Source organism: Methylomonas montana, from assembly GCF_030490285.1.
GTDB classification, from domain to species: domain Bacteria; phylum Pseudomonadota; class Gammaproteobacteria; order Methylococcales; family Methylomonadaceae; genus Methylomonas; species Methylomonas montana.
In genome coordinates this window covers 1,910,698-1,932,428 of the sequence record NZ_CP129884.1, presented here as the reverse complement: position 1 = coordinate 1,932,428, position 21,731 = coordinate 1,910,698, and the positions used below count along the sequence as shown (strand labels likewise).

Annotated in this window: 20 protein-coding genes; 12 read left to right on the top strand and 8 right to left on the bottom strand. The window is 50.0% G+C overall.

Annotated features, from left to right (window positions below):
- Window positions 1-153: 153 nt before the first annotated feature.
- On the bottom strand, window positions 154-588 hold the full coding sequence (locus tag QZJ86_RS09015; RefSeq protein ID WP_301938308.1) for a TRL-like family protein: 435 nt from the start codon (window positions 586-588) through the stop codon (window positions 154-156).
- A gap of 592 nt (window positions 589-1,180) precedes the next feature.
- Here QZJ86_RS09015 and QZJ86_RS09010 point away from each other — a divergent pair.
- From QZJ86_RS09010 to gorA, 8 genes are all read left to right on the top strand, one after another.
- Window positions 1,181-1,981 (top strand): polysaccharide deacetylase family protein, encoded by an 801-nt coding sequence (locus QZJ86_RS09010; protein WP_301938939.1) that lies wholly within the window; start codon window positions 1,181-1,183, stop codon window positions 1,979-1,981.
- A 199-nt stretch (window positions 1,982-2,180) separates the two neighbouring features.
- On the top strand, window positions 2,181-2,363 hold the full coding sequence (locus tag QZJ86_RS09005; RefSeq protein WP_301938305.1) for a CsbD family protein: 183 nt from the start codon (window positions 2,181-2,183) through the stop codon (window positions 2,361-2,363).
- 84 nt (window positions 2,364-2,447) lie between these two features.
- The gene (locus QZJ86_RS21505; RefSeq protein ID WP_320415845.1) at window positions 2,448-2,726 is read left to right on the top strand and encodes a CsbD family protein; all 279 of its coding nucleotides are present in this window, start codon (window positions 2,448-2,450) and stop codon (window positions 2,724-2,726) included.
- A gap of 234 nt (window positions 2,727-2,960) precedes the next feature.
- A complete protein-coding gene (locus QZJ86_RS08995; protein WP_301938303.1) occupies window positions 2,961-3,311 on the top strand; it encodes a four-helix bundle copper-binding protein in 351 nt (116 codons plus the stop codon).
- 19 nt (window positions 3,312-3,330) lie between these two features.
- On the top strand, window positions 3,331-4,725 hold the full coding sequence (locus QZJ86_RS08990; RefSeq protein ID WP_301938302.1) for a PQQ-dependent sugar dehydrogenase: 1,395 nt from the start codon (window positions 3,331-3,333) through the stop codon (window positions 4,723-4,725).
- Between the two features lie 500 nt (window positions 4,726-5,225).
- Window positions 5,226-5,735: a hypothetical protein gene (locus QZJ86_RS08985; protein ID WP_301938300.1), complete on the top strand. Its 510-nt coding sequence runs from the start codon at window positions 5,226-5,228 to the stop codon at window positions 5,733-5,735.
- Between the two features lie 98 nt (window positions 5,736-5,833).
- A complete protein-coding gene (locus tag QZJ86_RS08980) occupies window positions 5,834-6,361 on the top strand; it encodes a peroxiredoxin (RefSeq protein WP_301938299.1) in 528 nt (175 codons plus the stop codon).
- Window positions 6,362-6,387: 26 nt separating this feature from the next.
- Window positions 6,388-7,749: a glutathione-disulfide reductase gene (gorA, locus tag QZJ86_RS08975; protein WP_301938297.1), complete on the top strand. Its 1,362-nt coding sequence runs from the start codon at window positions 6,388-6,390 to the stop codon at window positions 7,747-7,749.
- Between the two features lie 66 nt (window positions 7,750-7,815).
- On the opposite strand, the gene QZJ86_RS08970 is transcribed toward gorA, so the two are convergent.
- Window positions 7,816-8,169: an EF-hand domain-containing protein gene (locus QZJ86_RS08970; RefSeq protein ID WP_301938295.1), complete on the bottom strand. Its 354-nt coding sequence runs from the start codon at window positions 8,167-8,169 to the stop codon at window positions 7,816-7,818.
- Between the two features lie 912 nt (window positions 8,170-9,081).
- On the opposite strand from QZJ86_RS08970, the gene QZJ86_RS08965 reads away from it, so the two are divergent.
- The 3 genes from QZJ86_RS08965 to QZJ86_RS08955 all read left to right on the top strand — a co-directional run bounded on the left by QZJ86_RS08965 (window position 9,082) and on the right by QZJ86_RS08955 (window position 11,861).
- The gene (locus QZJ86_RS08965) at window positions 9,082-9,909 is read left to right on the top strand and encodes a Crp/Fnr family transcriptional regulator (protein WP_301938293.1); all 828 of its coding nucleotides are present in this window, start codon (window positions 9,082-9,084) and stop codon (window positions 9,907-9,909) included.
- A gap of 126 nt (window positions 9,910-10,035) precedes the next feature.
- Window positions 10,036-10,482, top strand: coding sequence for a DUF2383 domain-containing protein (locus QZJ86_RS08960; RefSeq protein ID WP_320415844.1), 447 nt, complete (start codon window positions 10,036-10,038; stop codon window positions 10,480-10,482).
- 347 nt (window positions 10,483-10,829) lie between these two features.
- Complete coding sequence (locus QZJ86_RS08955) at window positions 10,830-11,861, top strand: Lnb N-terminal periplasmic domain-containing protein (protein WP_301938291.1); 1,032 nt, start codon at window positions 10,830-10,832, stop codon at window positions 11,859-11,861.
- A 108-nt stretch (window positions 11,862-11,969) separates the two neighbouring features.
- Here QZJ86_RS08955 and QZJ86_RS08950 read toward each other — a convergent pair whose 3' ends face one another.
- Window positions 11,970-13,097, bottom strand: a complete 1,128-nt coding sequence (locus QZJ86_RS08950; RefSeq protein WP_301938289.1) for a DUF1207 domain-containing protein — start codon at window positions 13,095-13,097, stop codon at window positions 11,970-11,972.
- A complete protein-coding gene (locus QZJ86_RS08945) occupies window positions 13,094-13,702 on the bottom strand; it encodes a BON domain-containing protein (RefSeq protein WP_301938288.1) in 609 nt (202 codons plus the stop codon). Before QZJ86_RS08945 ends, QZJ86_RS08950 begins: the two co-directional genes overlap by 4 nt.
- A 325-nt stretch (window positions 13,703-14,027) precedes the next feature.
- On the opposite strand from QZJ86_RS08945, the gene hpnR reads away from it, so the two are divergent.
- Window positions 14,028-15,575, top strand: a complete 1,548-nt coding sequence (gene hpnR, locus QZJ86_RS08940) for a hopanoid C-3 methylase HpnR (RefSeq protein ID WP_301938285.1) — start codon at window positions 14,028-14,030, stop codon at window positions 15,573-15,575.
- A gap of 10 nt (window positions 15,576-15,585) precedes the next feature.
- Here the strand turns inward: hpnR and QZJ86_RS08935 are convergent, their stop codons facing one another.
- The 4 genes from QZJ86_RS08935 to QZJ86_RS08920 all read right to left on the bottom strand — a co-directional run bounded on the left by QZJ86_RS08935 (window position 15,586) and on the right by QZJ86_RS08920 (window position 21,715).
- Entirely contained in the window at window positions 15,586-17,811 is a 2,226-nt protein-coding gene (locus QZJ86_RS08935; RefSeq protein ID WP_301938284.1) for a putative bifunctional diguanylate cyclase/phosphodiesterase, read from the bottom strand.
- Window positions 17,795-20,425: a chemotaxis protein CheB gene (locus tag QZJ86_RS08930; RefSeq protein ID WP_301938282.1), complete on the bottom strand. Its 2,631-nt coding sequence runs from the start codon at window positions 20,423-20,425 to the stop codon at window positions 17,795-17,797. Before QZJ86_RS08930 ends, QZJ86_RS08935 begins: the two co-directional genes overlap by 17 nt.
- Before the next feature lie 313 nt (window positions 20,426-20,738).
- Window positions 20,739-21,029: a DUF1330 domain-containing protein gene (locus tag QZJ86_RS08925; RefSeq protein ID WP_301938280.1), complete on the bottom strand. Its 291-nt coding sequence runs from the start codon at window positions 21,027-21,029 to the stop codon at window positions 20,739-20,741.
- The gene (locus QZJ86_RS08920) at window positions 21,026-21,715 is read right to left on the bottom strand and encodes a CTP synthase C-terminal region-related (seleno)protein (RefSeq protein WP_301938278.1); all 690 of its coding nucleotides are present in this window, start codon (window positions 21,713-21,715) and stop codon (window positions 21,026-21,028) included. The genes QZJ86_RS08925 and QZJ86_RS08920 overlap by 4 nt, the downstream gene beginning before the upstream one ends.
- Window positions 21,716-21,731: the final 16 nt, after the last annotated feature.

Genomic DNA, 21,731 nt, shown 5'->3' with positions numbered 1-21,731 from the left:
CCACAATACGTAGGGTGCAAGTGTTGGCACAGACAATCGAACTTAGCGAACCGTCACCAGTCCTGCCTCGCGTAGATATATATGATTCATTGATCACCTGCACACCGTACTCTCCCCTTTCGTTGCTAATTTGTAAATCGAGAGCTACGGCGCCTAATGGCCCTTCACAATCGTACACCACTCGCCAACGATGTTGAGCAAGTTCCTAGCCGAGTGATCCACTGAAGTGACTTCTGAAATATTGCCGTTTTCCTTTGCCGCACGAACACTTGCATCACCGCGCGCCAGTAAACCCAGGATGGATTCGGCACAGGCTTTGCCTTCCTTCGACGCCTCAGGGTTAGCGGAACCCGTTTTTCCGGTCGCAATATCTCCCCAGAAAACCTCAGTACCCAGAACCCCCTTGATTGGCGCATCAACAATCATGCAACCACTGAGGCCAACTAAAACACTTATCAAACCAGGAGCCAAGAATGCTCTCATGGTCAGCCGCTTTTGCTTTGCGCTTCGATTGAGTGAGTTTGCCAGACCGCGTTTCCTCACCCCAATTAGTTCTACCGATGTGCTCTCGATTTGATCCCAAGTCATAGCTGTACTCCAAAAACTAAAGAAACTAAGTAATTCAAAATGAGCTCAATTGCCCATTTCTATTGAATGGTTCCCAGACCAGCTTTCCTTTCTCCTAAGAAAAAATTGAAAACCTGACTGGTTCCGTGATTAGAGTGCTCCATGACCTTTTTTGTCGGCATCCCTCTGCCATGGCAAGGTAATTACCGAATGATTCTTAGACACGGTCAGACCTAGCATGTGGCCTTCTGCTTTCTAGGTCTTCACCTTGTTTCGCGTTCGTTGCTTTCTGTTGCGCCCGCCAACACTGCCGCACACAAAACTGAAAACACTGCCCGCTTGATTCCATAGGTCTACCCCGAAAGCCAATCTACAGCAGCATCTGTTGTCGGTCTGTACGCAAGCGCACCGACCGACAACAGCGTCCCGGGTAACTATGTCGCACCGCCACGCCAATACGTCTTTGACAGTCCAGGCATTCAACACCACTCACACTGATAAGGCATAAGGCGCCATCCGCGCGCCGGCGACAGTTACATGCATCCTGCCCAAACTGTTGAGGAAATATTCGTGCCTGGCCTAAGGAATAAATGAGGAAAATACTGAATTGAAAATGACCTTATTAACAATCCCAGCGACCATGAAGCATTCTATCTGGCTTGTTCTCATGCTCACGAGCCTGATGGCGGGCTGTATTAATCGGCTTGATGTGCGTAATCCGCAAGGACAAACCACAATGGAAAGTGCCGAGTTTATGCTCAGCTTTGATGATGGGCCGCTACCTAATACCACCGAGCGGGTGCTGGATATATTGGCAACACTGATAGCGATTGACGGCACACCGGTAAAAGCCGGCTTTTTCCTGCTGGCTGATGCGCCTGATGAATTTTGGCAGCGGCGGCTTTATTACGCCCCATACGAGCTCTGGACCGATAAGGGCAGTATCGCCAAATACCCAAATATTGTCCGCCGAATCAAGCAGGCCGGACATACTATCGGCAATCATTCGACGCATCACGCCTGGTTCCGCTGGCCTTGGCTGGATACGCCAGAGACGGTGCAGGACGAAATCACCCAGTGGGAAACCATTTCAAACCCGATTTCAGGCTTGTCAAACATCCGCCTGTTTCGGCCGCCCTACTTTATTCTAAACACTACTGTGCGTGAAACGGCACACCGATTAGGTTATCAGATCGTGATGGGCGAATCGGTAGGCGACGCGATACCGGGTATGACGGTTGCTGCGATTCAGAAAAAGACTCAGGCCATTCTGTCGGCATGGCACAAGCCTTACCCCTGCCTATTGATATTTCACGATAATCGTCCCACCACCTACCTGCATCTCGGCGAAATTGTTACCCATCTGCAGCAACAGGGATTTCGACTGGTGCATTTTGATTCCAAACGATTGTAAAACAACCGGCAATGCTGGCTCCTGATCGAAAAATGTTTCTAATCGTTAGTTGCATGCTTAAGTGTTTTAGCAGGTTTATGCCGAATCAATGTGCGTTGACGCACCGACCCTGTTCAGCATTGCGAGTATGGTCTATTCCGAGCACCGAATAACATCAGAATTTGCTCGAACATCCACTAAAACAAAACGGGGAATCATCATGAACAAAGATCAAGTAAAAGGCCGCGTCCAAGAAACCAAAGGCAAAATCAAGGAAGTTGCTGGCAAGATATTAGATGACGAAGACATGGAACTAGAAGGCACGGTTCAAAAAAACGTCGGCAAAGTTCAGTCAGGGTTTGGCGACCTTAAAGAAGACATCAAAAAGGTTGCTGAAGATTAATGGTGCTGAGTTGCACCGCCTACCCATAGTGACTGGCTTGCAGTTATGTGGCAGTTAAATTCGACAGATTTATAGGTAATCATCATGAACCAAACTCACAACAAATTCAGCGCTATATGGGCGGGTATTCTTTTGACGCTCTGCTCGTTAAGCGCTTATGCCGAAGATAGCAAAATTGAGCCGCCAATGAACAAAGATCAAGTAGAAGGCAGGGTCGAGGAAACCAAAGGCAAAGTTAAGGAAATGACCGGCAAAATCATTGACGACAAGGGAATGGAAGTGGAAGGCAATGTCCAAAAAAATCTCGGCAAAGCCCAGAAAGGCTATGGCGATATCAAGCAGGATATTAAGGAAGGAAAATGAGGAAAAGCAGCTACCGATCTATCGCCTCCCCTTGGTGTTGACGCTAGCTGGATAGTTGCTCACATAACATTGTCGAGACGCAATATTTTGCGTCTCTATGTCCGCCCAGGTGAGAGCGATTAAAAATTGTTGCGGCACTCGACAGCACAATCTGACTGTTAGCAACAAAAGCTAGCGCATTTTGCGTCGGCATTTGTTTCGAGGTCGAATTGCCCCTACTCAAAGGAGAATCCTATGCATCACCCATCCCACACCGAACACGCCACGCAAGCCTGTATAGAAGCTTGTAGCGCCTGCCATCAGATTTGCCTGCATACCGCGATGAACCACTGCCTGGAAACGGGTGGCAAGCATATTAAGGCCAAACATTTTCGACTAATGATGAGCTGCGCCGAAATCTGCCAGACTTCGGCTAATTTTCAACTTACCGGCTCTCATTTTCAACATAGCCTTCACGAGCTTTGCGCGGAGATCTGCGAAGCCTGCGCGGCCGAATGCGATGAAATCGGCGATATGGACGACTGTGTCGTGGCCTGCCAGAAATGCGCCGACAGTTGCCGGCAAATGCTCAGCACTCAGCATTAAACCCAAATATCCCGACGTCATGCTTCCACGGTCCTCGTTGTTATTCACTCTGCTGGTGCTGTCGGCCTGCGGCGAATCGGCGCGACTACCGATTTCGGCCGGCATCGGCCCTCATCCCCAACTGCCGCCGCCCAATCCAAGCTGGATGCCAACAGTCAACATCGCCCAGGCCGTGGGTTGGCAGGCAAATTCTAAACCGATACCGGCGCCGGGTATGACGGTTAACGCCTTTGCCGGCAATCTCGATCATCCGCGCTGGCTTTATGTGCTGCCCAATGGCGATGTACTCGTGGCCGAGACCAATGCTCCGCAACGGCCAGACGATGGACAGGGCATCAAAGGCTGGTTGATGAAGTGGGCAATGAACAAGGCTGGCGCAGGTATGCCCAGCGCCAATCGCATCACCTTGCTGCGGGATAGCGATGGCGACGGTGTAGCGGAAACGCGTACGCCGTTTATCGAGGGACTCAACTCGCCTTTTGGCATGGCATTGATCGGCCACGACTTTTATGTGGCCAACACCGATGCACTATTGAAATTTCACTATAGCGATGGCGAAACCCAAATCGCTCAACCGGGAATCAAAGTGCTTGACCTGCCGGCAGGCCCAATCAATCACCACTGGACCAAAAACATTTTGGCCAGCCAGGACGGCTCACGGCTTTATGTGACGGTGGGATCGAACAGCAATGTCGCCGAGAATGGTATCGAACAAGAATTCGAACGTGCTGCTATTTGGGAGATCGATCCTCGAAAAGGCAGTTACCGAGTTTACGCCTCCGGTCTGCGCAACCCCAATGGCCTTGCCTGGGCACCGGACGACGGAGCACTTTGGACCGTGGTCAACGAACGCGATGAGATTGGCAGCGATCTGGTGCCGGATTACCTGACATCGGTGTCCGACGGCAGCTTCTTCGGCTGGCCTTACAGCTATTATGGCCAGCATCAGGATGATCGTGTTCAACCTCAGCAAGCCGATCTGGTCGCCACGGCCAGGGTACCGGATTATGCATTGGGGCCGCATACCGCGTCGCTCGGTTTGGTTTATTCCCGGAGTGCCACCTGGCCGGCGCCGTTCGACAACGGGGTTTTCATCGGTCAGCATGGTTCGTGGAACCGTGAGCCTCGCAGTGGCTACCGGGTTATCTTTGTGCCTTTCAGCGCAGGCAAACCTTCCGGAGAACCTGTCGATATATTGACAGGTTTTGTCAGCGACACTGGTGAAGCCTTCGGCAGACCCGTGGGCGTCGCTCTGGACAAACAAGCCGCGCTGCTGGTCGCGGATGACGTGGGTAACACCGTCTGGCGCGTGACGGCTGCTACCGCCTATTCCTGGTCGGACTCTGACGCAACCGACAGAAATTTGCTCAGCAAAATCAGTTGCCGCGCCTACCGGTATCAATCTTTCTGCTAACGCCGACGCCACCAAGCTATCAAGCTATCAAGCTAACTCATACAACATCAGGAAAACCTATTATGAGCATGATTGCCACCAAAAATGAAAAAACCGGCCAAATTTATTTTAGGTCATTTAACCATCCTCTAGTTGAATAATAAACCACCACTTTCAGTCAATTTTTAACTCACCTATCCAATCCATTGGTATCGAAAAATAATTAGCTAAAAATCACAGCCTTTATTATTGTTTAATATTTTAAAATCCGCTTTTCATAGCCTTCGATCGAATTTTGTTTACCGTGAATGTGCGACAACGCACCGACTGAATCAAAGTTTTACTGTAGATTGAAAGATCCAATAAGATATTAATTAGACCATTATTAAATACCAAATTCACGATAAATATTTATTATCTCGCAATGGTTAATTTTATAATTAATATTTTTTATTAAAAAACCGAAAAATGCACCTGGATAACACCCTTAAAAAACTGTTATCCCGATCGAAGAGAATATTATGTATAAGCCTATTTTTTGTATAAGCCAGGATATCGATCAGACAACGATTATTGTTAATAACCTGAAGATGGCAGGGTTTTCAAACAACGAAATATCCGTGCTATTCCCAGACATGTCCAACCCCAACAACCCTGTCGTTAACTCACAGGACAACGCCGGCGAAAATGCCAATGTTGTTGTGGCAGGCGGAGTCGATCTTGAGTGGATCACCGGAATTGGTAGCCTGGAAATTCCTGGCGTCGGCCGGTTCATTGCCGCCGGCCCCATTATGGTTGAATTGAGCCGAACACTCCAAACCGGGAGCCTTGGAGAGTTAATGAATGCATTGATTGGAGTAGGCATTCCTGAGCATGAAGCCAAACACTATCAAGAGAAAATCAAGGGTGGACGCACTTTGATTGCTGTCAATACAGCAAGCGTCGAGGCGCGCGATACCGCAAACAATATTTTCCAGCAGGCCCAAGCAAAGGATATTTCCTCATCCGAGGAAGCATCGGTCATCGTTTGACTTGCCGGTACGCATCGCACTATCAACAAACACATTGTAATTTTTATTAATGGAACCGTTTTCTCGATTCCATGTTTGAAACTCCAAGGAGTCCCAATATGCTTTCAACTGTACCTGATGTCACGTTTAAAACCCGCGTTCGCGATGAAAGTATCGGCGGCGAGAATCCATTTCGCTGGCAGGATGTCAGCAGCGACGACATTTTCAAAGGCAAAAAAATCGTGGTTCTGGCGCTTCCCGGTGCATACACCCCCACTTGCTCGAACAAGCATCTGCCGGGCTTCGAGGCAAAATACCAGGAACTGATCGCGCACGGCGTCGATGAGGTGTATTGCTTAAGCGTCAACGATGCTTTTGTGATGTATCAATGGGGTCAGCACCTGCAGATTTCTCATGTAAAAATGCTGCCGGATGGCAACGGCGAGTTTACCGAAGCACTTGGCATGCTGGTGAAAAAGCACAATGTGGGTTTTGGTAGCCGGTCCTGGCGTTATTCAATGTTGGTCGAAGACAAAAAGATTCTGAAACTATTCAGCGAACCCGGTCAAGTCGATAATTGCCCCGATGACCCGTTTACCGTGAGCGGCGTGGATACCCTGCTGGCTTATCTGCAGCAACAGAAATGAGCCTAAATAGTGCCCAAGGACCAGCCATGACTGATTACGACTATGATCTGTTCGTGGTGGGCGCCGGCTCCGGTGGTGTGCGTGCCGCGAATATGGCAGCCAATCAAGGCGCGCGCGTTGCAATAGCGGAAGTGCGTCATTTTGGTGGCACCTGTGTCAACCTGGGCTGCGTACCGAAAAAACTGTTGGTCTACGCCTCGCAGTTTAAAGACGACTTCGCCGCCGCTGCGGGTTTCGGTTGGACGCTGGACAACGCCTCCTTCGATTGGCCCAGTTTAATCGCCAACAAAAATCGGGAAATCGAGCGCCTGCAAGCGGTTTACCAAAATCACTTGCAACAATCCCGAGTCACTGTCTTCAATGGCAAGGCGCAATTGCTCGATGCGCATACCGTCGCGGTGGCCGGCCGCCAATGCACGGCCAAACGCATTTTGCTGGCCACCGGCGGCTGGCCGTTTGTGCCCGATATAGCCGGCAAGCAGTACATCGTTACCTCTAACGATATGTTTTCACTGGATAAATTACCCGAGCGCATTATGATTGTCGGCGGTGGCTACATTGCTGTCGAATTTGCCAGCATCCTTAACGGGCTGGGAGTAGACACCACCATTTGCCAACGCGGCGAAAAACTGCTGGAAGGATTTGACGATGATATTCGCGACTTTCTGGCGGCTGCCATGCTTAAACAAGGCATTAAGATTCTGTTTAATTGCGATGTCCAGGCAATTGAAGCGGATGGCAATGCCTTTAGCGTCAGCTTGCTGGACGGGAATACCATAACCACCGACCTGGTGATGTACGCCACCGGCAGAACGCCCAATTCGCGCGGATTCGGCCTGGAACAACTTGGCGTAGCATTGGACGACAAAGGCGCGATCATAGTCGACAGCCACTATCAAACCAATCTGCCGTCAATTTATGCGCTGGGCGATGTCACCGACCGGGTCAACCTGACGCCGGTAGCGATAGCCGAAGGCGAGGCACTGGTGCATAGTTTGTATGCCAAGCAGGCGCGACCGGTGGATTACCACAACATCCCCACCGCGGTGTTTTGCCAGCCCAATATCGCCAGCGTCGGCTTAACCGAAGCCGAGGCGCGTCAAAAATATGCGGACATCGATATTTATAAAACCGAATTCAAACCCATCAAAAATACGCTGTCGGGAAAGGCTGAAAACACCTTGATGAAAATGATCGTGGAGCGCGACACGGACCGGGTGATCGGTCTGCATATGATAGGCGCCGATGCACCGGAAATTATCCAGGGTATGGCTGTTGCGATGCGTGCCGGCGCGACTAAAGCCCTCTTCGATTCGACTATTGGCATCCACCCAACAGCTGCCGAAGAGTTTGTTTATCTGCCTAAAGCTTCTAGCAAATTCGAATAGCTCAAAGACTCGCCCCCGTTACTCCTTGGAGACAGTATTGCCTCCTTGGATAGCGCTTAAATCAACTTACTTAACTTCGCCTTCCCGTCTGGTTTCCATTTTCAGATTTTGATACTCATGCTGTTCCAGCTTACCGTCATTTCCCGCATCGACTTTGTCGAAGGTTTGCAGCAGGTATGGAAAGTTTTTCAATTCACTTTTGGTGACGTTGTGATCGCCATTAACATCGGCCTGATCAAACGTGGGCAGATTGCCCTTACCATCCACCGATTTTTTAGCGGGATTAATTTGTGAATTTTCCGCACTGACTGGACTAACAACCGTTCCAAGGCCAAGCCCCATCATGGTTGCTATCCCGATAATCTTAAAAATCCGATGCGTTCCTTCGGTTGCTTTACTTGTATATTTTCTAGTTTTCATATTAGTTTATTTTGACCAATGATTAGATAGGTATATTTTCATTTTGAAAATATATTGAAAAAATATCGTTTTAATTTCATGATTTTAATAAGCGTATTTGCTGCCAACCAAAACCTTTGAAATTTGCCGATACATACAAATTAGTTTGTATATAGTTAATGTATCAAGCTAGTAGCATTCTAACCTGCACCACTAATGATGTCGGTTCGGTGACACACATAATTTTTATTATAAAATTCTATTTTTATCCTATAGTTATGTCTATGCATAAGCAGTTTGCTGAATGGCTGACAACGGTCGGGCAACTCGAAAAGCTGTTGTGTTCATGGTTCGACAAGCTCACCATAAACGTAACTGATTGATTATACTGCATATCTGTTAGCGCAGAGCCTGTCGAAGCGCCAAGTTTTTCGAGGTGCCCTGTCGTCAAAAAATTGGTCGCCACCATTCCACACTAACCTTAAGCCTATGTGCGCTACCGTACGGATCAATTTTCTTTTTGTTTGTAATGTTTTTACCGCGTAGCGAAACAGTCGCTCAGCACTTTACTGACCATCACAATTTATCAAGGAGGCGTTATTAACAAAGATCGTCAGCAATACCGAATTCATCAAACCGAAGAAGAGACGGTCAAAAATGCGCTCAGCGACCGATCGGACGACGAGATGGAGCTGGAAATCGGCTTTGATAATGCCAAGAAACGCCATAAACACCAATCCCACTAACCCATATAGACCGCACCTACCTGCTACCTGCAAGTCATATACCGGCGAAAACTCGCTATTTTTATCTTAATGGAGATGCCATTTACGAAATGATCTAAGAATAATAAACAATTCTCGGGGCCCCCTTAACAAAGAGATTTTTAACCTCGGCAGAAAGGTTCAGCCCCCACACAGATGGAGAGGGCTCATGACTAAACTGAATACGCCTAGACAAAACCATTTGCTGGGAGCACTTCCAGCAGAGACATACGAACGCCTTTTATCCGATCTGGAACTGGTTCAGATGCCTAGTGGTAAAGTTCTTTACGAATCGGGAAGCGAATTGCGCTACGCCTATTTCCCGACGACTTGCATCGTGTCCAAGGTTTACATCGTTGAAAACGGCACATCGAGCGAACTGGCCGTGGTCGGTCACGAAGGCTTCATCGGCCTGGGTCTTTTCATGGGCGGGCGAACCATGCCGCATCAAGCCGTGGTCAGTAGTGCCGGCTACGCTTATCGACTGCAGCGGCATCTGTTTATCAAAGAAATCGAATCTCGGCATGGGTGCGATAACGATATGTCCTTGTTCCAGTTGTTGCTGCGTTATATCCAGGCGCTGATTACCCAAATAGCCCAGACGGCAGCCTGTAACCGTCACCATTCCATATACCAGCAGCTATGCCGTTGGTTACTGCTGAACCTTGATCGGCACGCGTCAAACCAGATGCTAGTGACTCATGATTACATCGCCAATATGCTGGGTGTGCGCCGAGAAAGCATCACCGACGCCGCCGGGAAGTTACAACAAAAAGGCATAATTAGTTACAGCAGAGGCCATCTTAGTGTGTTGGATCGATCGGGTTTGGAAGCACAAGTCTGCGAATGCTACAAAGTGATAAGCACTGAATTTGATCGGCTAATACCTGCTTTCGCCGAAGTTGCCGATGCCCCCATACAATTGGCACTAGATATTTCGGACAAATTCGCTAAACACCCGCCGGCCAATCCCATTTTGAATAAGTCTATTCACTAGCCGTTTGGATAACAGCTGTGCGGTACCGCACCGACTTTTAACCAGCGTTGTTATTTAATATTCATCCACGCAACCGAGTGATCGACTATTCGTTAACCATACTCACAATCAATCATATGGGGTTTCATGATGTATCACATTCAATCAATCAACAGTTTGCTACAAAATGAATTATCCGCAATAGAAACGTATCAACAGGCACTGGATAAGTTCCGGAAACAGACCGCGCTGGGTGAAATGGATTTTTTAATGTCAACATTTGAGGATCATAAAGCAGCGGTTTTCAGTTTACGGGGAAAAATTCAACAACTGGGAGGCACATCCGCTCAAGACTCGGGAACTTGGGGGACTTTGGCAAAAATAGTCATGGCCAGCGCTAATTGCATGGGTAAACAAACCGCGCTAAAGGTATTACGCGAGGGGGAATTAACCGGCTCGGAAGAATATGAAAAAGCGTTGCTGGATCATGAATTACCATCGGACATTCGCTCATTGATCGAAAACAAGCTACTGCCTGCGCAACAAAGGCATATGCGGACTTTGGACCAACTAGTAAATGCGGTGATGGCCTAGGTGTTCTATCGAGGTTACTGCTGGATTTTCGTCATGCTTATGCCAGGCAACACCTGCCCTGCCAACGGTTGATTTAATGCTTCTTGGCAATTCGTCGAAATCAATGCCGCTATGAGCGGCATTTTTTTTATACCGGAAGCTTGCGGTGAATTCGGATGAGACACAAATCCCAAACCACTGGGTTCGGTGGCCTGTGGAAAATCATGTGGGACAAACTGATTTCGAAATCATTGCTCACTGTGCAAATTCCCCCTCTGACGCCCAATTGCAGGTAAGATCAAGCCCCTAGATCAACCAAGATTTCGCTTTCATCTGGAAACCTGTTTATCGGCTTTGCCCTGAGTGGAATGATTAAAAAAATTTTCTGGTTCCTGTTCCTCATCGGCATCACTGCCTGGGGAGTGTCGGCCCTGTATTACGGGGACTCCCGCACCAGCACCTGGCATATTGCCGTAGCCAGTGCCTTTGGTTTCTCCGGCATGCTGGCGGCGATTGACGTTTTCCGTTCTGATAGATACGGGCAATGGCAACTAAGCCACTTATTGCTCTTTTTCGGTATTTGGGTCTGGTGGTTATCCATCGCGCCAGCCAATGATCGAGACTGGCAAACCGATGTGGCACGGCTGGCCTATGCGACTATCGATGGTGACAGGGTTACCTTGCATAATATCCGCAATTTCGATTACCGCAGTGAATTCGATTACCAGCCGGCCTATTACGACAAAAATTTCGATATCAGCAAACTGCAAGGCGTCGATCTGTTTGTCTTTTATTGGATGGGGCCAGCCATTGCGCACACCATCTTAAGCTTTGATTTTGGAGAACAGGGACATTTGGCGGTTTCTATCGAAACCCGCAAACAACTAGGCGAGAAATATTCGACCATTAAAGGATTTTTACGCCAGTACGAGCTGATTTACGTCGTCGCCGACGAGCGCGATGTGATTCGCTTGCGCACCAACTTCCGCAACAACCCTGCCGAAGAGGCTTATCTTTACCGGATAACGGGTAGCCAGGAGAGCGGCCAGCGTTTGTTTTTAAGTTATCTGGCAACCATTAACGCATTACGAGACCAGCCAAAGTTCTACAATACCTTGCTGAATAATTGCACCGTCGCTATCTGGCTACAGTCATTGGTCAATAAGGATCATTTGCCATTTTCCTGGAAAATTCTGCTGAGTGGCTATCTACCGGAATATCTTTATGAGTCCAACAGGCTGGAAACCCAGATGCCTTTTGTCGAATTACAACGGCAAGCCAATATCAATCACTTGGCTAAGATGGCTGATCGCTCGGCCGATTTTTCCCGGCAAATACGATTAGCAAGCCATTATTTAAATTCGACCGATGGCCGAATAGTTGAATCAGGACCGAATTGACTCCACACACCGTTCGATGAGCAGGCAGAACTGACTACGCCAAAAACCGGCCGAAATACGCGGAGGTTGTTTTACGCTCTCGGTATTCCGGCGCTTTTTAGCTTATCCCTAAAAGTGATAATGCGCCCCCAAGCCGACGTATTCCACCTTGTCTTTATAAAACTGGCCGCTGGGCGAATAGCCGTTGAAATATTCGACCAGAATCTGCAGTTTGCGACCCAATACTTTTGCGTTATCGAACTCGACGCCGGCCCTGGCCGAAATATCGGTACTCCAGTTGTTTTCGTCGTAATTCTTGATGTCGGCAGCGATGATGGGCCGCATGTTGGCAAAGTCCAGGCGCCAAGGGCTTCTAAATTCGATGCCATATTGCGCCGACCACCTTTTCAGCGCGGAAGGTTCTCTGTGAAATAAACCACCGCCGCCGCCATAAACCCTCACGCCATAAGGCAGCTCATACGACAGTTTCAAATCCACACCTTCGTAGCTGAGATTTACCCGTTCGAATTTAGTGTCGGCCACACGCAGTAAAAATTCGTCGCCCAGATGCGAACTCTGATGATATATCCGGCCGAACGCGGAAAACTGCCCGGCACGGACACTGGAATACAGGGAAGCAATAAAATCGGTATTCACCAAATCCGACGACGCGGCATCTAAATTGAAGTCGCTAAACACGCCGGCCTGAATACCGGCTTCCCATTGCGCCGTGGAATGGCCGATGTTGGCACGATAAAACGGAATGGTTTCGCCGAAGCTTACCGAGGCTATATCGCGGCCGTCGAAGTTATTGCTTTGGTAATTGCGATAAGCCGCGGAAAAATGCGCCCAGCGCGGATCGGCTAGCAGCCCTTTGAACAAATGCCCGGTCGGTAGCAACCCGGTCGGCAACACCAAGGTATCGGCTGTGGTCAACGTGGTTGGGTCTCTCGCCAACGTGGCTGCCTCTCTGGACTGCACCTCAGTGGTATCGGCAATTTTGACGGCATTGACACCGGGAATCCCCGACAATATCTTACTGGCGTCGGCGCGTTCCGCAGCGGTCAAGTTAGCCGCCGGCAAGGTGATCACACCATCTTTTACGGTCAATGCCGGCATATCGAGTTTTAACTCGTGCTTCAAAGCGGCGGCGGCATACCCGGCGATATAGGCATCATCTGCTGTCGTGGCCTGTGCACAAGGCGCAGAAACCAGCAAAACGCCTGCCAAAGTTATCAGTCGAGAAGCATCCATCATTGCTTACTCGGCACGCTGGTCTTAACCAACAGTTCGTTTTTTACCGACTTCACATGTTCTTGGTTATTCACCAAGCCAATCGCTCTGGCCACCAGTTGCTCGGAATCGACAGTGCCGCGCAGGGTGACGACGCCATCCACTGTGGTCACGTCAATCGGCGCCAGTTTCAGAAAGTCATCGTTTAACAGTGCTGTCTTGATTTTGGCGGTGATCACAGAGTCATCAAGGTATGCCCCGGTTGCTTTAGTGGTATCGACAACAGAGTCCTTGGCGGCTTCCACGTGCTTTTCGGTGTTGCTGATGGCCTGGTCTATTTGTCTTCCGGCTTTTTCCAGGGCATCGTTAGAGCTTTGCGCGGATTTATCGATGTACTCGCCGGTTTTTTCAGCTTGCTGTTCTACTGACTCTTTAGCAGCTTCAAGTTTTTGACCGGCTTTATCGGCAGTTTGCTCAATATTTTGCCCGAGGTTCTCAACGGCCTTATCGATTTTTTTGCCGGTTTTTTCCGCCTCGCCTTCCGGTTGGCAAGCCGCAAGTCCTAATGCGGCGAATAAACAGCTAGCCGCCAATAATCTTCTTTGCTTATACCACTTGATGATTTTCATAAGGGTGTTCCTTTATATGGGGTGTTTGAAAAAACTGCTATGCAGCACTGCAGCTAAAAACCTTGCCGAGATGCAATTGGCTCAGTGCTGAAACCTCGTTCTGATTCTAAGAGCAAAATCGGATGCAGTCTGTACGCTATCGAACATATGAACACCATCCCAGCTACCCGATCGGCTTGGCCTAATCCCCTGAATTAATTAAGTTTGACCGCTGTGCCTGGGGTTACTTATAGTGAACTCGAAATGACATTTAAGAGGGCAGGTTTATGCTGAAACTCAAGCATGGATCACCACTTGGAGTCATTACCCAACAGGAGTCGATGCCATGAAGTTTCTTGCCGTTCATCCCAGTCCACTGATGTATACCAAGGTATTTTTACGCCTTGAACCGCTCGGTTTGGAACTGGTCGCCGATACAGCTCGTCGTTCCGGTTGCCAGGTTCGTCTGATCGACTTACAGGTGGAATCGCATCAAGACTTGAACCGCCTGCTGGACGACTGGCAGCCCGACATCGTGGCTTTTTCATTGAATTATCTGGCCAATGTGCCTGAGGTGATCGACTTGGCCAAGGCAGCTAAAGACCGCTTGCCGAACAGCTTTGTGTTTATCGGCGGCCATAGTGCCTCGTTCACCGCCGAGGAATTGTTGGAACACGGCGAAGGCAAAATCGATGCCGTGCTGAAGGGCGAAGGCGAATCGGGGCTACCGTTGTTACTACAAGCCCTGAAAGACGACCGCGCCAGTCTTCATAGCGTACCGGGCGTGGTGACAATGAAAGGCAGCGGCGGACAACCGACCTTCATCCCCAATCTGGACGAGCTATCGCCGGCCCGGGATTTGATCAAACATCGCAAGAAATATTTTCTGGGCATGCTGGACCCTTGTGCGTCCATCGAATTTTCCAGGGGTTGTCCCTGGGATTGTTCGTTCTGCAGTGCCTGGACTTTTTACGGCCGCAGTTATCGGGTGATGAGCCCGGAAAAAGTCGTGGAGGAAATGCAGCGCATCCGCGAGCCGGGGGTTTTTATCGTCGACGACGTTGCCTTCATCCAGGAAAAGATGGGCTTTGAAATTGGCGAAGCACTAATCAGAAAAGGCATCCACAAAAAATATTATCTGGAAACCCGCGGCGATGTGCTGTTGCGCAACAAGGAGGTGTTCAAGCTTTGGAAAAAGCTGGGGATGAGTTATCTGTTCTTGGGCATCGAATCGATCGATGAAGCTGGCCTGGAAAAATACCGCAAACGCATCGATTTGAGCCGTAATTTCGAAGCCTTGGAATTTGCCCGCTCGCTGGATATTATGGTTGCCATCAACATCATCGCCGACACCGATTGGGATCAGGAACGTTTCAGAGTTATCCGGGAATGGTGCAAGGAAGTGCCGGAAATCGTCAACATCAGCATCAATACGCCCTACCCTGGCACCGAAAGCTGGCTGACCGAATCGCGTAATCTCACGACCCACGATTACCGCCTATTCGACATACAGCATGCGGTGTTGCCGACGCGGATGTCGCTGCCAGAGTTTTATGCCGAATTGATCGAAACCCAACGGGTGATGTTTACCAAACACATGGGCTGGAAGGCGATGAAGAAACTGTCAAAAAACATCGGCGGCAACCTGTTGCGCGGCCAAACCAATTTCGTCGGCAATTTGTGGAAATTCGACAAGGTCTTCAACCCGGCATTGCAACTGGCGGATCATCAAATGCCGGTCAAATATCAAATGAAGCCGCCGGTGCGCGATACCCAATTCGCCAGCGCCAAGGCACTTTCGCAATCGCTATATGTTCATCAACCGCTAGGCCGGGCCAGTCGGCAACTGGACGATGAGACCGAAAAGTTTGTCGATGAAAGCCGGAGTGCTTGAGCCGCCTATATTAGTTTTCAACATGAGTCGCTTTAAGTAGCGCCTCAAACTCTTCGGCCGTCACCGGTTTCGAGAACAAATAACCTTGACCGTAATCGCAACCGGCGCGCAACAACAAGTCGCGCTGTTCCTCGGTTTCAACCCCTTCGGCAATCACCTTCATTCCCAGCACATGAGCCATCAGGATAATGGCTTCACATAAATCGATATCGGTGGAACCGGCGGAGAGGTTGGAAACAAAGTCCTGATCGAGCTTTAAAAAATCGATGTGGAATTTTTTCAAATGCGACAACGACGAGTAGCCGGTGCCGAAATCGTCCAGCGAGGTTTGCATCCCGGCATTTTTTAAAGCCAGCAATTTTTCCGCCACGCCGGATGTGTCGTCCAGCAATAAGCCTTCGGTAATTTCCACCGCTATGCAACCGCCGGGCAAACCCAGGCGCCGTAAATGCTCGAACCAGTCGGCCATTTTGTCGCTATTGTTGTGAAACTGCGCCGGCGATTTATTGATACTGATTTGAAACTGGGCATGATGATTGATGCGCCACTTCGACACTTGATTGGCTGCCTGATGGAATACCCAGCGGCCTATCTCGGTTATCAGACCGGCATCTTCGGCAATCGGGATAAATTCAGCAGGACTCACCTGGCCGCGCGTTGGATGCTGCCAGCGTAGCAAGGCTTCGGCTTTGCGGATTTCACCGGTGGCCAAGTCCACGATCGGTTGGTACGCCACCCAAATTTGCCTGTCGGCCAAGGCGTGGCGTAAGTCGTTGCTTAGCCGCAAGCGACTCTCCGCCGCTTCCTGCATGGCCGGCGTAAAATAGCAACAACGGCTGCGGCCCAAATTCTTGGCGGCATACATGGCCTGATCGGCTTTCTTCAATAATTCTTCCATATTATTGGCATCGTCCGGATACAGCGCGATGCCGATGCTGACCGAGACGTAGCAGCGTTCGTTCTTCAATTGAAACGGCGCCGTCATGGTTTGCAAAATGGTTTGAGCCACCCGGTCGATGCTATTGAGTTCGTGCAGCTCGCCCATAATCAGCGTAAATTCGTCGCCGCCCGGCCGGGCCAGCGTATCGGTTTCGCGGATACAGGCGATCAGGCGTTGCGTGGTTTCCTGCAGCAGGCGATCACCTATGTCGTGTCCCAAGCTGTCGTTGATGTCCTTGAAATGATCCAAGTCCAAAAACATCAACGCCAATTTTTGATGACCACGGTGGGATTTTTTGATGGCTCGTTGTAGCCGGTCCAGAAACAAGCGCCGATTAGGCAAGCCGGTAAGCGGATCGATGTTGGCCTGTCTGCGAATAATTTCTTCGGCCCGCCGCTGTTCGGTGATGTCGAAGGACATCCCTACCCGCCGGATCGGCCGGCCGTCATTGTCATAGACGGTGCTGATCGATAAGCGTGCCAGATACTCGTCGCCATCTTTATGTCGGTTCCAAATCTCGCCTTTCCATTGGCCGGTGTTAATCAACTGTTGCCACATGGCCTGAAAAAAGGCTTCGTCTTGGCGGCTGGATTTCAGCAGCGCCGTGGTTTGGCCGATGGCTTCGTCGGCGGAATATCCCGTCAATTTGGTAAAGGCCGGATTGACGGCAATAATTCTGTCGTTGGTATCGGCCACCATAATGGCCTCCTCGATCGCCATATAAACAGTCGCCGCCAGTTGCAATTCTTGCTCGTTTTGTTTGCGTTCGCTGATGTCCACCATCGCCGCTAGACAGCTTAGACGGTCGCTGTCGGCAATCGCTTCGATCGCTACCCAACGGGAACTGCCGCCCGGTTGCAGAACGATCTCGCAACGTTGCGCACCGGCATTGATAAATACGTTTTGCAGAAAGCCATTGAAGGCTGCTCGATATTCGCTGGCGACGATATTGGCAAAGTGGCGCCCGGCGATTTTGCTTCGCTCCATGCCCAGCAAACGTTCGCCATTGAAATTAGTCTGATGAATACTGCCGTCTTGTCCCAAGGTAAAATAAGCGACCGGGGCAAAATCGAACAGTTCGGCATAATGTTCCAGCGCCTGCTCGGCACTCGTGCGTGCTTCCTGCAGGGCCTCGTTTTGCATCTCCAACTCGATCTGATGCACCTGTAATTCGTGCAGCAAACGGTGTTGTGATTCGTCCGGCTTCCCTGGCGCGGTCTCGGCCAGCCGCCGTTCGGCTCGGCGGCGCAATTCACCTTCGTTTCCATTCTGGCGCTTGTCATTCCGGTTTTTCATGGCTGATCCTTAATTCGGCTTCCAGCTTCTTGGTTTCGGAGATATCGATAAAGGTAATCACCACACCGTCGATCAAATTGTCCTGGGTTCGGTAAGGCATGATCCGCACCTTAAACCAGCGTTCGTCGCGGGCTTTGATCTGCTTTTCCACGAACATCAAGGTGCGCAGCACCTCCTGCGCATCGGTGTGTAATTCGGGACATTCCAGATCGGTAACGATGTCCGACAGTGGCCGGCCCACATCGGCGGCGATCACCTTGAATAAATGGCTGATGTGGCTGGTAAAGCGGCGGATATTCAGGGTGTTGTCCAAAAACACCGTCGCAATTTCCATGCTATTCAGCAGATTGTTCATGTCATTGCTGGCCCGCGACAAATCATCGACTTTGACCTGCAACTCGGCGTTCACGGTTTGCAGTTCCTCATTCAAAGACTGCATTTCTTCCTTGGAGGTGGTCAATTCCTCATTGGTGGACTGCAATTCTTCATTGGTCGATTGCAATTCTTCGTTGGCGGATTTGAGTTCTTCTTGCGAGGTTTGCATTTCTTCGCGCAAGGTTTGTAAATCTTCGCGGCTTTGTTGTACTTCGGCCTCAAGCTGTTTCTGCGCGGCGTTAGGCGATTTACGCGAGGTTTTCCTGGCCGGCGGCGTGGGGACATCGGCAAATACCACGATAGCCATGCCTTTTAAGGCAGCGGGTTTAGTGATGGTCTGTATGGTCAGATTAACGATTTGGCTAGCACCATTGTTGCCGACCACCAGCCCCGGCACATGTACCGCTTCAGTTTGATCGCGGGCTTTTTTAAGCGCGCCGATCAGCTCATGCCGCAAGCCTTCGCGGGCCATGGCGTGGATATTCCAGTTGGCCTTGCCGGCGGCCGGTTCCAGATATTTACCGGTACGCCCGCTAATGTAAAGAATATCGCCTTCGGCATTGACCAAAACCGCTGCCGGGGCGAAATGCTGTAACAAGAGCTGGTCTGCCAAGGTTTGTAGATTGGCAATAGGCAGGTTTTTTTCGGATTCTTCGGCCATGGTTGTAACTGGAAAATATTTGGTAGGGAAATCGACATCCAATGGAAAAGGATTGCCAATGCGTCGATAAAGCCGAGATTTGTTGTCAATCCCACTAAACAAATGACCGGCGTTGCCTATGGTTTCGGCGTTACCCAGCAACATAACGCCGTGATTGGCGAGCGTGTAGTGAAACAACAAAATCAGTTTTTTCTGCAATTCCAAGCTTAGGTATATCAACAGGTTGCGGCAGCAGAGCAGGTCCAACTTGGTAAATGGCGGATCCATGATCACATTATGCGGCGCAAAAATCACCATCTCGCGAATTTCCTTATTAATGCGATAGCCGCCGCCGTCCGCGCTAAAGAAGCGGTTCAAGCGTTCGGCGGATACATCCCCGGCGATATTGGCCGGATACAGCCCCAGCCGCGCTTTGTCGATAGCATCCTGATCCAGATCGGTTGCAAAAATCTGTAGTTTAAACGGCTGCGGACATTGGCTGGCTGCCAATGCTTCCTTAAAAACGATGGCCAGCGAATATGCTTCCTCGCCGGTCGAACAGGCCGGCACCCAAGCCCGTAAGGCCTTACCGGCCGGATATTCCGCCAGTAGCGCCGGAATCGCATCTGCCTTCAGAGATTCCCAGACCGACGGATCGCGAAAAAAATTGGTCACGCCGATCAACAGTTCCTTGAACAACAAATCCTGTTCCTGGGTATTCTCACGCAGATAACGTACATAATGGGCTATCGCGTCGATTTGGTGCAGCCCCATGCGCCGTTCGATCCGCCGATAAATGGTATTTTTTTTATACAGCGAGAAATCGTTGCCGGTGCGCTCGCGCAGCAGAATGACGATTTGTTCCAGCGCGCTTTGGTTTTTTAGTTCCACGCCCATGTCCGGCACGGTGTGCAAACCGCGCGGATTGTGCTTGAGATAGGCCAGTATCTTGCCCCACAATTCCACAGGGGGAGCAACAATATCCGCCAAACCGGCATTGACAGCACTACGCGGCATCGAATCGAATTGTGCCGACTCCGGCGCCTGCACCACCGCCAAGCCGGCGTTTTCCTTGATGGCGCGCAGCCCCAGAGTACCGTCCGAGCCCATGCCCGACAGGATCACGCCAGTTGCCCGTTCATGCTGGTCGTCGGCCAACGCCCGGAAAAACGAATCGATCGGCAAACGCAAGCCTCGCGGGGCAAGCGGTTCCAGCAGATGCAGTTTCCCATGCAAAATGGATAAATCTTTATTGGGCGGAATCACATACACCCAGTCCGGCTTAATTTTCATCCGATCGCCGGTCTGAATCACGGTCAACGGCGTAACCCGCTGCAATAATTCCGGCAACATGCCCTGATGATCGGGGTCGAGATGCTGTATCACGACAAAGGCCACACCACAGCCAGGTGGAACATGGGTAAAGAACTGTTCCAAGGCTTCCAAGCCGCCAGCAGATGCGCCTATGGCAATAATAGGCGGTGTACTATCCGAACCGACATTTGGTTTGCTGTTATTTCGGATTCTGGGGGCTTGGTTGGAGGCACTGGCAACCATCAAAGAATTGGAGCCTAAACTGGCCGTTTGGGTTTTAACCATTTTTCAGCTCACTTTGAGTTAAATGGAAGGCAGAGGAATCAAATCATCACATTTTGGCACTCCTTATTTAAAGGTGCATAGAGAGTACATTCACAATCGTTTAATTCAAAACAAATTATGCGCTTGTCTGCCTTAGCCGCAAAGCGCCTCATCCAAGGGTTGGAAAATAACACCTCCATAAGCTTCAGTCAGTGCGCTAACGCACATGAGAAGTGGTCCGCTCGATGGGATCGAGGTGATCTTTGATGCCGTAAATTTTGATTTGTGCCATTTTGATGATCTAACCTTTGATATGTTGGAATTTACTATTGCGTTACAAACATCCATCCACTAGAACGAGTTTACTGGTGCTCGTTTGATGGCGTAATGAAAAAAGCGTTTGCGCTTCGGGGTCTTGAAGAAAGCCGTTAGCTTGTTCTCGTGATGGAAACTCGATGACAACGACCCTTTCAGGCATCCAATCACCCTCTATAACAGTAGGCGGTTCGCCCCGAACCACGTACCTTCCGGAATGTTTTTCTATCAATGCCGGTATTTTCGAGATGTATTCTCGGAATCGATCAAAATCATGAATCGTTAGATCCAAAATGAGATAGGCATTCATAGGTTTGCCACGGCCCTTAAAAAAGCCGAAACCAAAGGATGCGGCTGTTGCGGCGTGGATCGGGCTTGCGGCACAAACAAAGTGCCGATGAAAAACGGATGCCCCGGCCACTCGATCACCCGGATATCACCTTCGGCATCAGCGCCGCTGATTTGCATAGGGCCTTGTTTCAGCGCATCGACACAGTCCGGGTTGATGCCGAAATTGCAGTAATACTGCTCGGTAGCCGTTATCGCACCATAAATGGCTGCCACGCGCGAAGTGGGTTCGAAGCGTAGTTGCATCTCTCGTCCGGCCAGCGAACAAGCCAACTGCGAGATAAATAAATTCGAGGCATACGGATCGTACTCGGCATGCTGTGCGTCTATAAATCCCAATACGTTGCGGGCATATTCGATGATCATGTGCTGAAAGCCGCCACAGGTACCGAAGCATGGGATATTGTTTTCTCTGGCATGACGAATCGCCGCCAGCGTTTTGTCCATGTTTTTATACGGGCTACCAGGGGCGATCCAGATGCCCGAGTAGCGGTCGAACAGCGCTGGGGTAATTTCCGCTGTGGAAATCCAATCGGACACTATGTTCTCGCCTAGCGCCGCTTTTGAGTGTTCGATAGCGGCATTGGTAGCAGCATGAGGCGGAAATGTCGGCGTGTATTCGCCAAGCAATGCGATGGATACCGTCATAGATGGGTAGACTCCT

Bases quoted from the DNA above. Each gene is read 5' to 3' on its own strand.
- QZJ86_RS09015 (WP_301938308.1), bottom strand. From the start codon at position 588: ATGACTTGGGATCAAATCGAGAGCACATCGGTAGAACTAATTGGGGTG.
- QZJ86_RS09010 (WP_301938939.1), top strand. From the start codon at position 1,181: ATGACCTTATTAACAATCCCAGCGACCATGAAGCATTCTATCTGGCTT.
- QZJ86_RS09005 (WP_301938305.1), top strand. From the start codon at position 2,181: ATGAACAAAGATCAAGTAAAAGGCCGCGTCCAAGAAACCAAAGGCAAA.
- QZJ86_RS21505 (WP_320415845.1), top strand. From the start codon at position 2,448: ATGAACCAAACTCACAACAAATTCAGCGCTATATGGGCGGGTATTCTT.
- QZJ86_RS08995 (WP_301938303.1), top strand. From the start codon at position 2,961: ATGCATCACCCATCCCACACCGAACACGCCACGCAAGCCTGTATAGAA.
- QZJ86_RS08990 (WP_301938302.1), top strand. From the start codon at position 3,331: ATGCTTCCACGGTCCTCGTTGTTATTCACTCTGCTGGTGCTGTCGGCC.
- QZJ86_RS08985 (WP_301938300.1), top strand. From the start codon at position 5,226: ATGTATAAGCCTATTTTTTGTATAAGCCAGGATATCGATCAGACAACG.
- QZJ86_RS08980 (WP_301938299.1), top strand. From the start codon at position 5,834: ATGCTTTCAACTGTACCTGATGTCACGTTTAAAACCCGCGTTCGCGAT.
- gorA (WP_301938297.1), top strand. From the start codon at position 6,388: ATGACTGATTACGACTATGATCTGTTCGTGGTGGGCGCCGGCTCCGGT.
- QZJ86_RS08970 (WP_301938295.1), bottom strand. From the start codon at position 8,169: ATGAAAACTAGAAAATATACAAGTAAAGCAACCGAAGGAACGCATCGG.
- QZJ86_RS08965 (WP_301938293.1), top strand. From the start codon at position 9,082: ATGACTAAACTGAATACGCCTAGACAAAACCATTTGCTGGGAGCACTT.
- QZJ86_RS08960 (WP_320415844.1), top strand. From the start codon at position 10,036: ATGATGTATCACATTCAATCAATCAACAGTTTGCTACAAAATGAATTA.
- QZJ86_RS08955 (WP_301938291.1), top strand. From the start codon at position 10,830: ATGATTAAAAAAATTTTCTGGTTCCTGTTCCTCATCGGCATCACTGCC.
- QZJ86_RS08950 (WP_301938289.1), bottom strand. From the start codon at position 13,097: ATGATGGATGCTTCTCGACTGATAACTTTGGCAGGCGTTTTGCTGGTT.
- QZJ86_RS08945 (WP_301938288.1), bottom strand. From the start codon at position 13,702: ATGAAAATCATCAAGTGGTATAAGCAAAGAAGATTATTGGCGGCTAGC.
- hpnR (WP_301938285.1), top strand. From the start codon at position 14,028: ATGAAGTTTCTTGCCGTTCATCCCAGTCCACTGATGTATACCAAGGTA.
- QZJ86_RS08935 (WP_301938284.1), bottom strand. From the start codon at position 17,811: ATGAAAAACCGGAATGACAAGCGCCAGAATGGAAACGAAGGTGAATTG.
- QZJ86_RS08930 (WP_301938282.1), bottom strand. From the start codon at position 20,425: ATGGTTAAAACCCAAACGGCCAGTTTAGGCTCCAATTCTTTGATGGTT.
- QZJ86_RS08925 (WP_301938280.1), bottom strand. From the start codon at position 21,029: ATGAATGCCTATCTCATTTTGGATCTAACGATTCATGATTTTGATCGA.
- QZJ86_RS08920 (WP_301938278.1), bottom strand. From the start codon at position 21,715: ATGACGGTATCCATCGCATTGCTTGGCGAATACACGCCGACATTTCCG.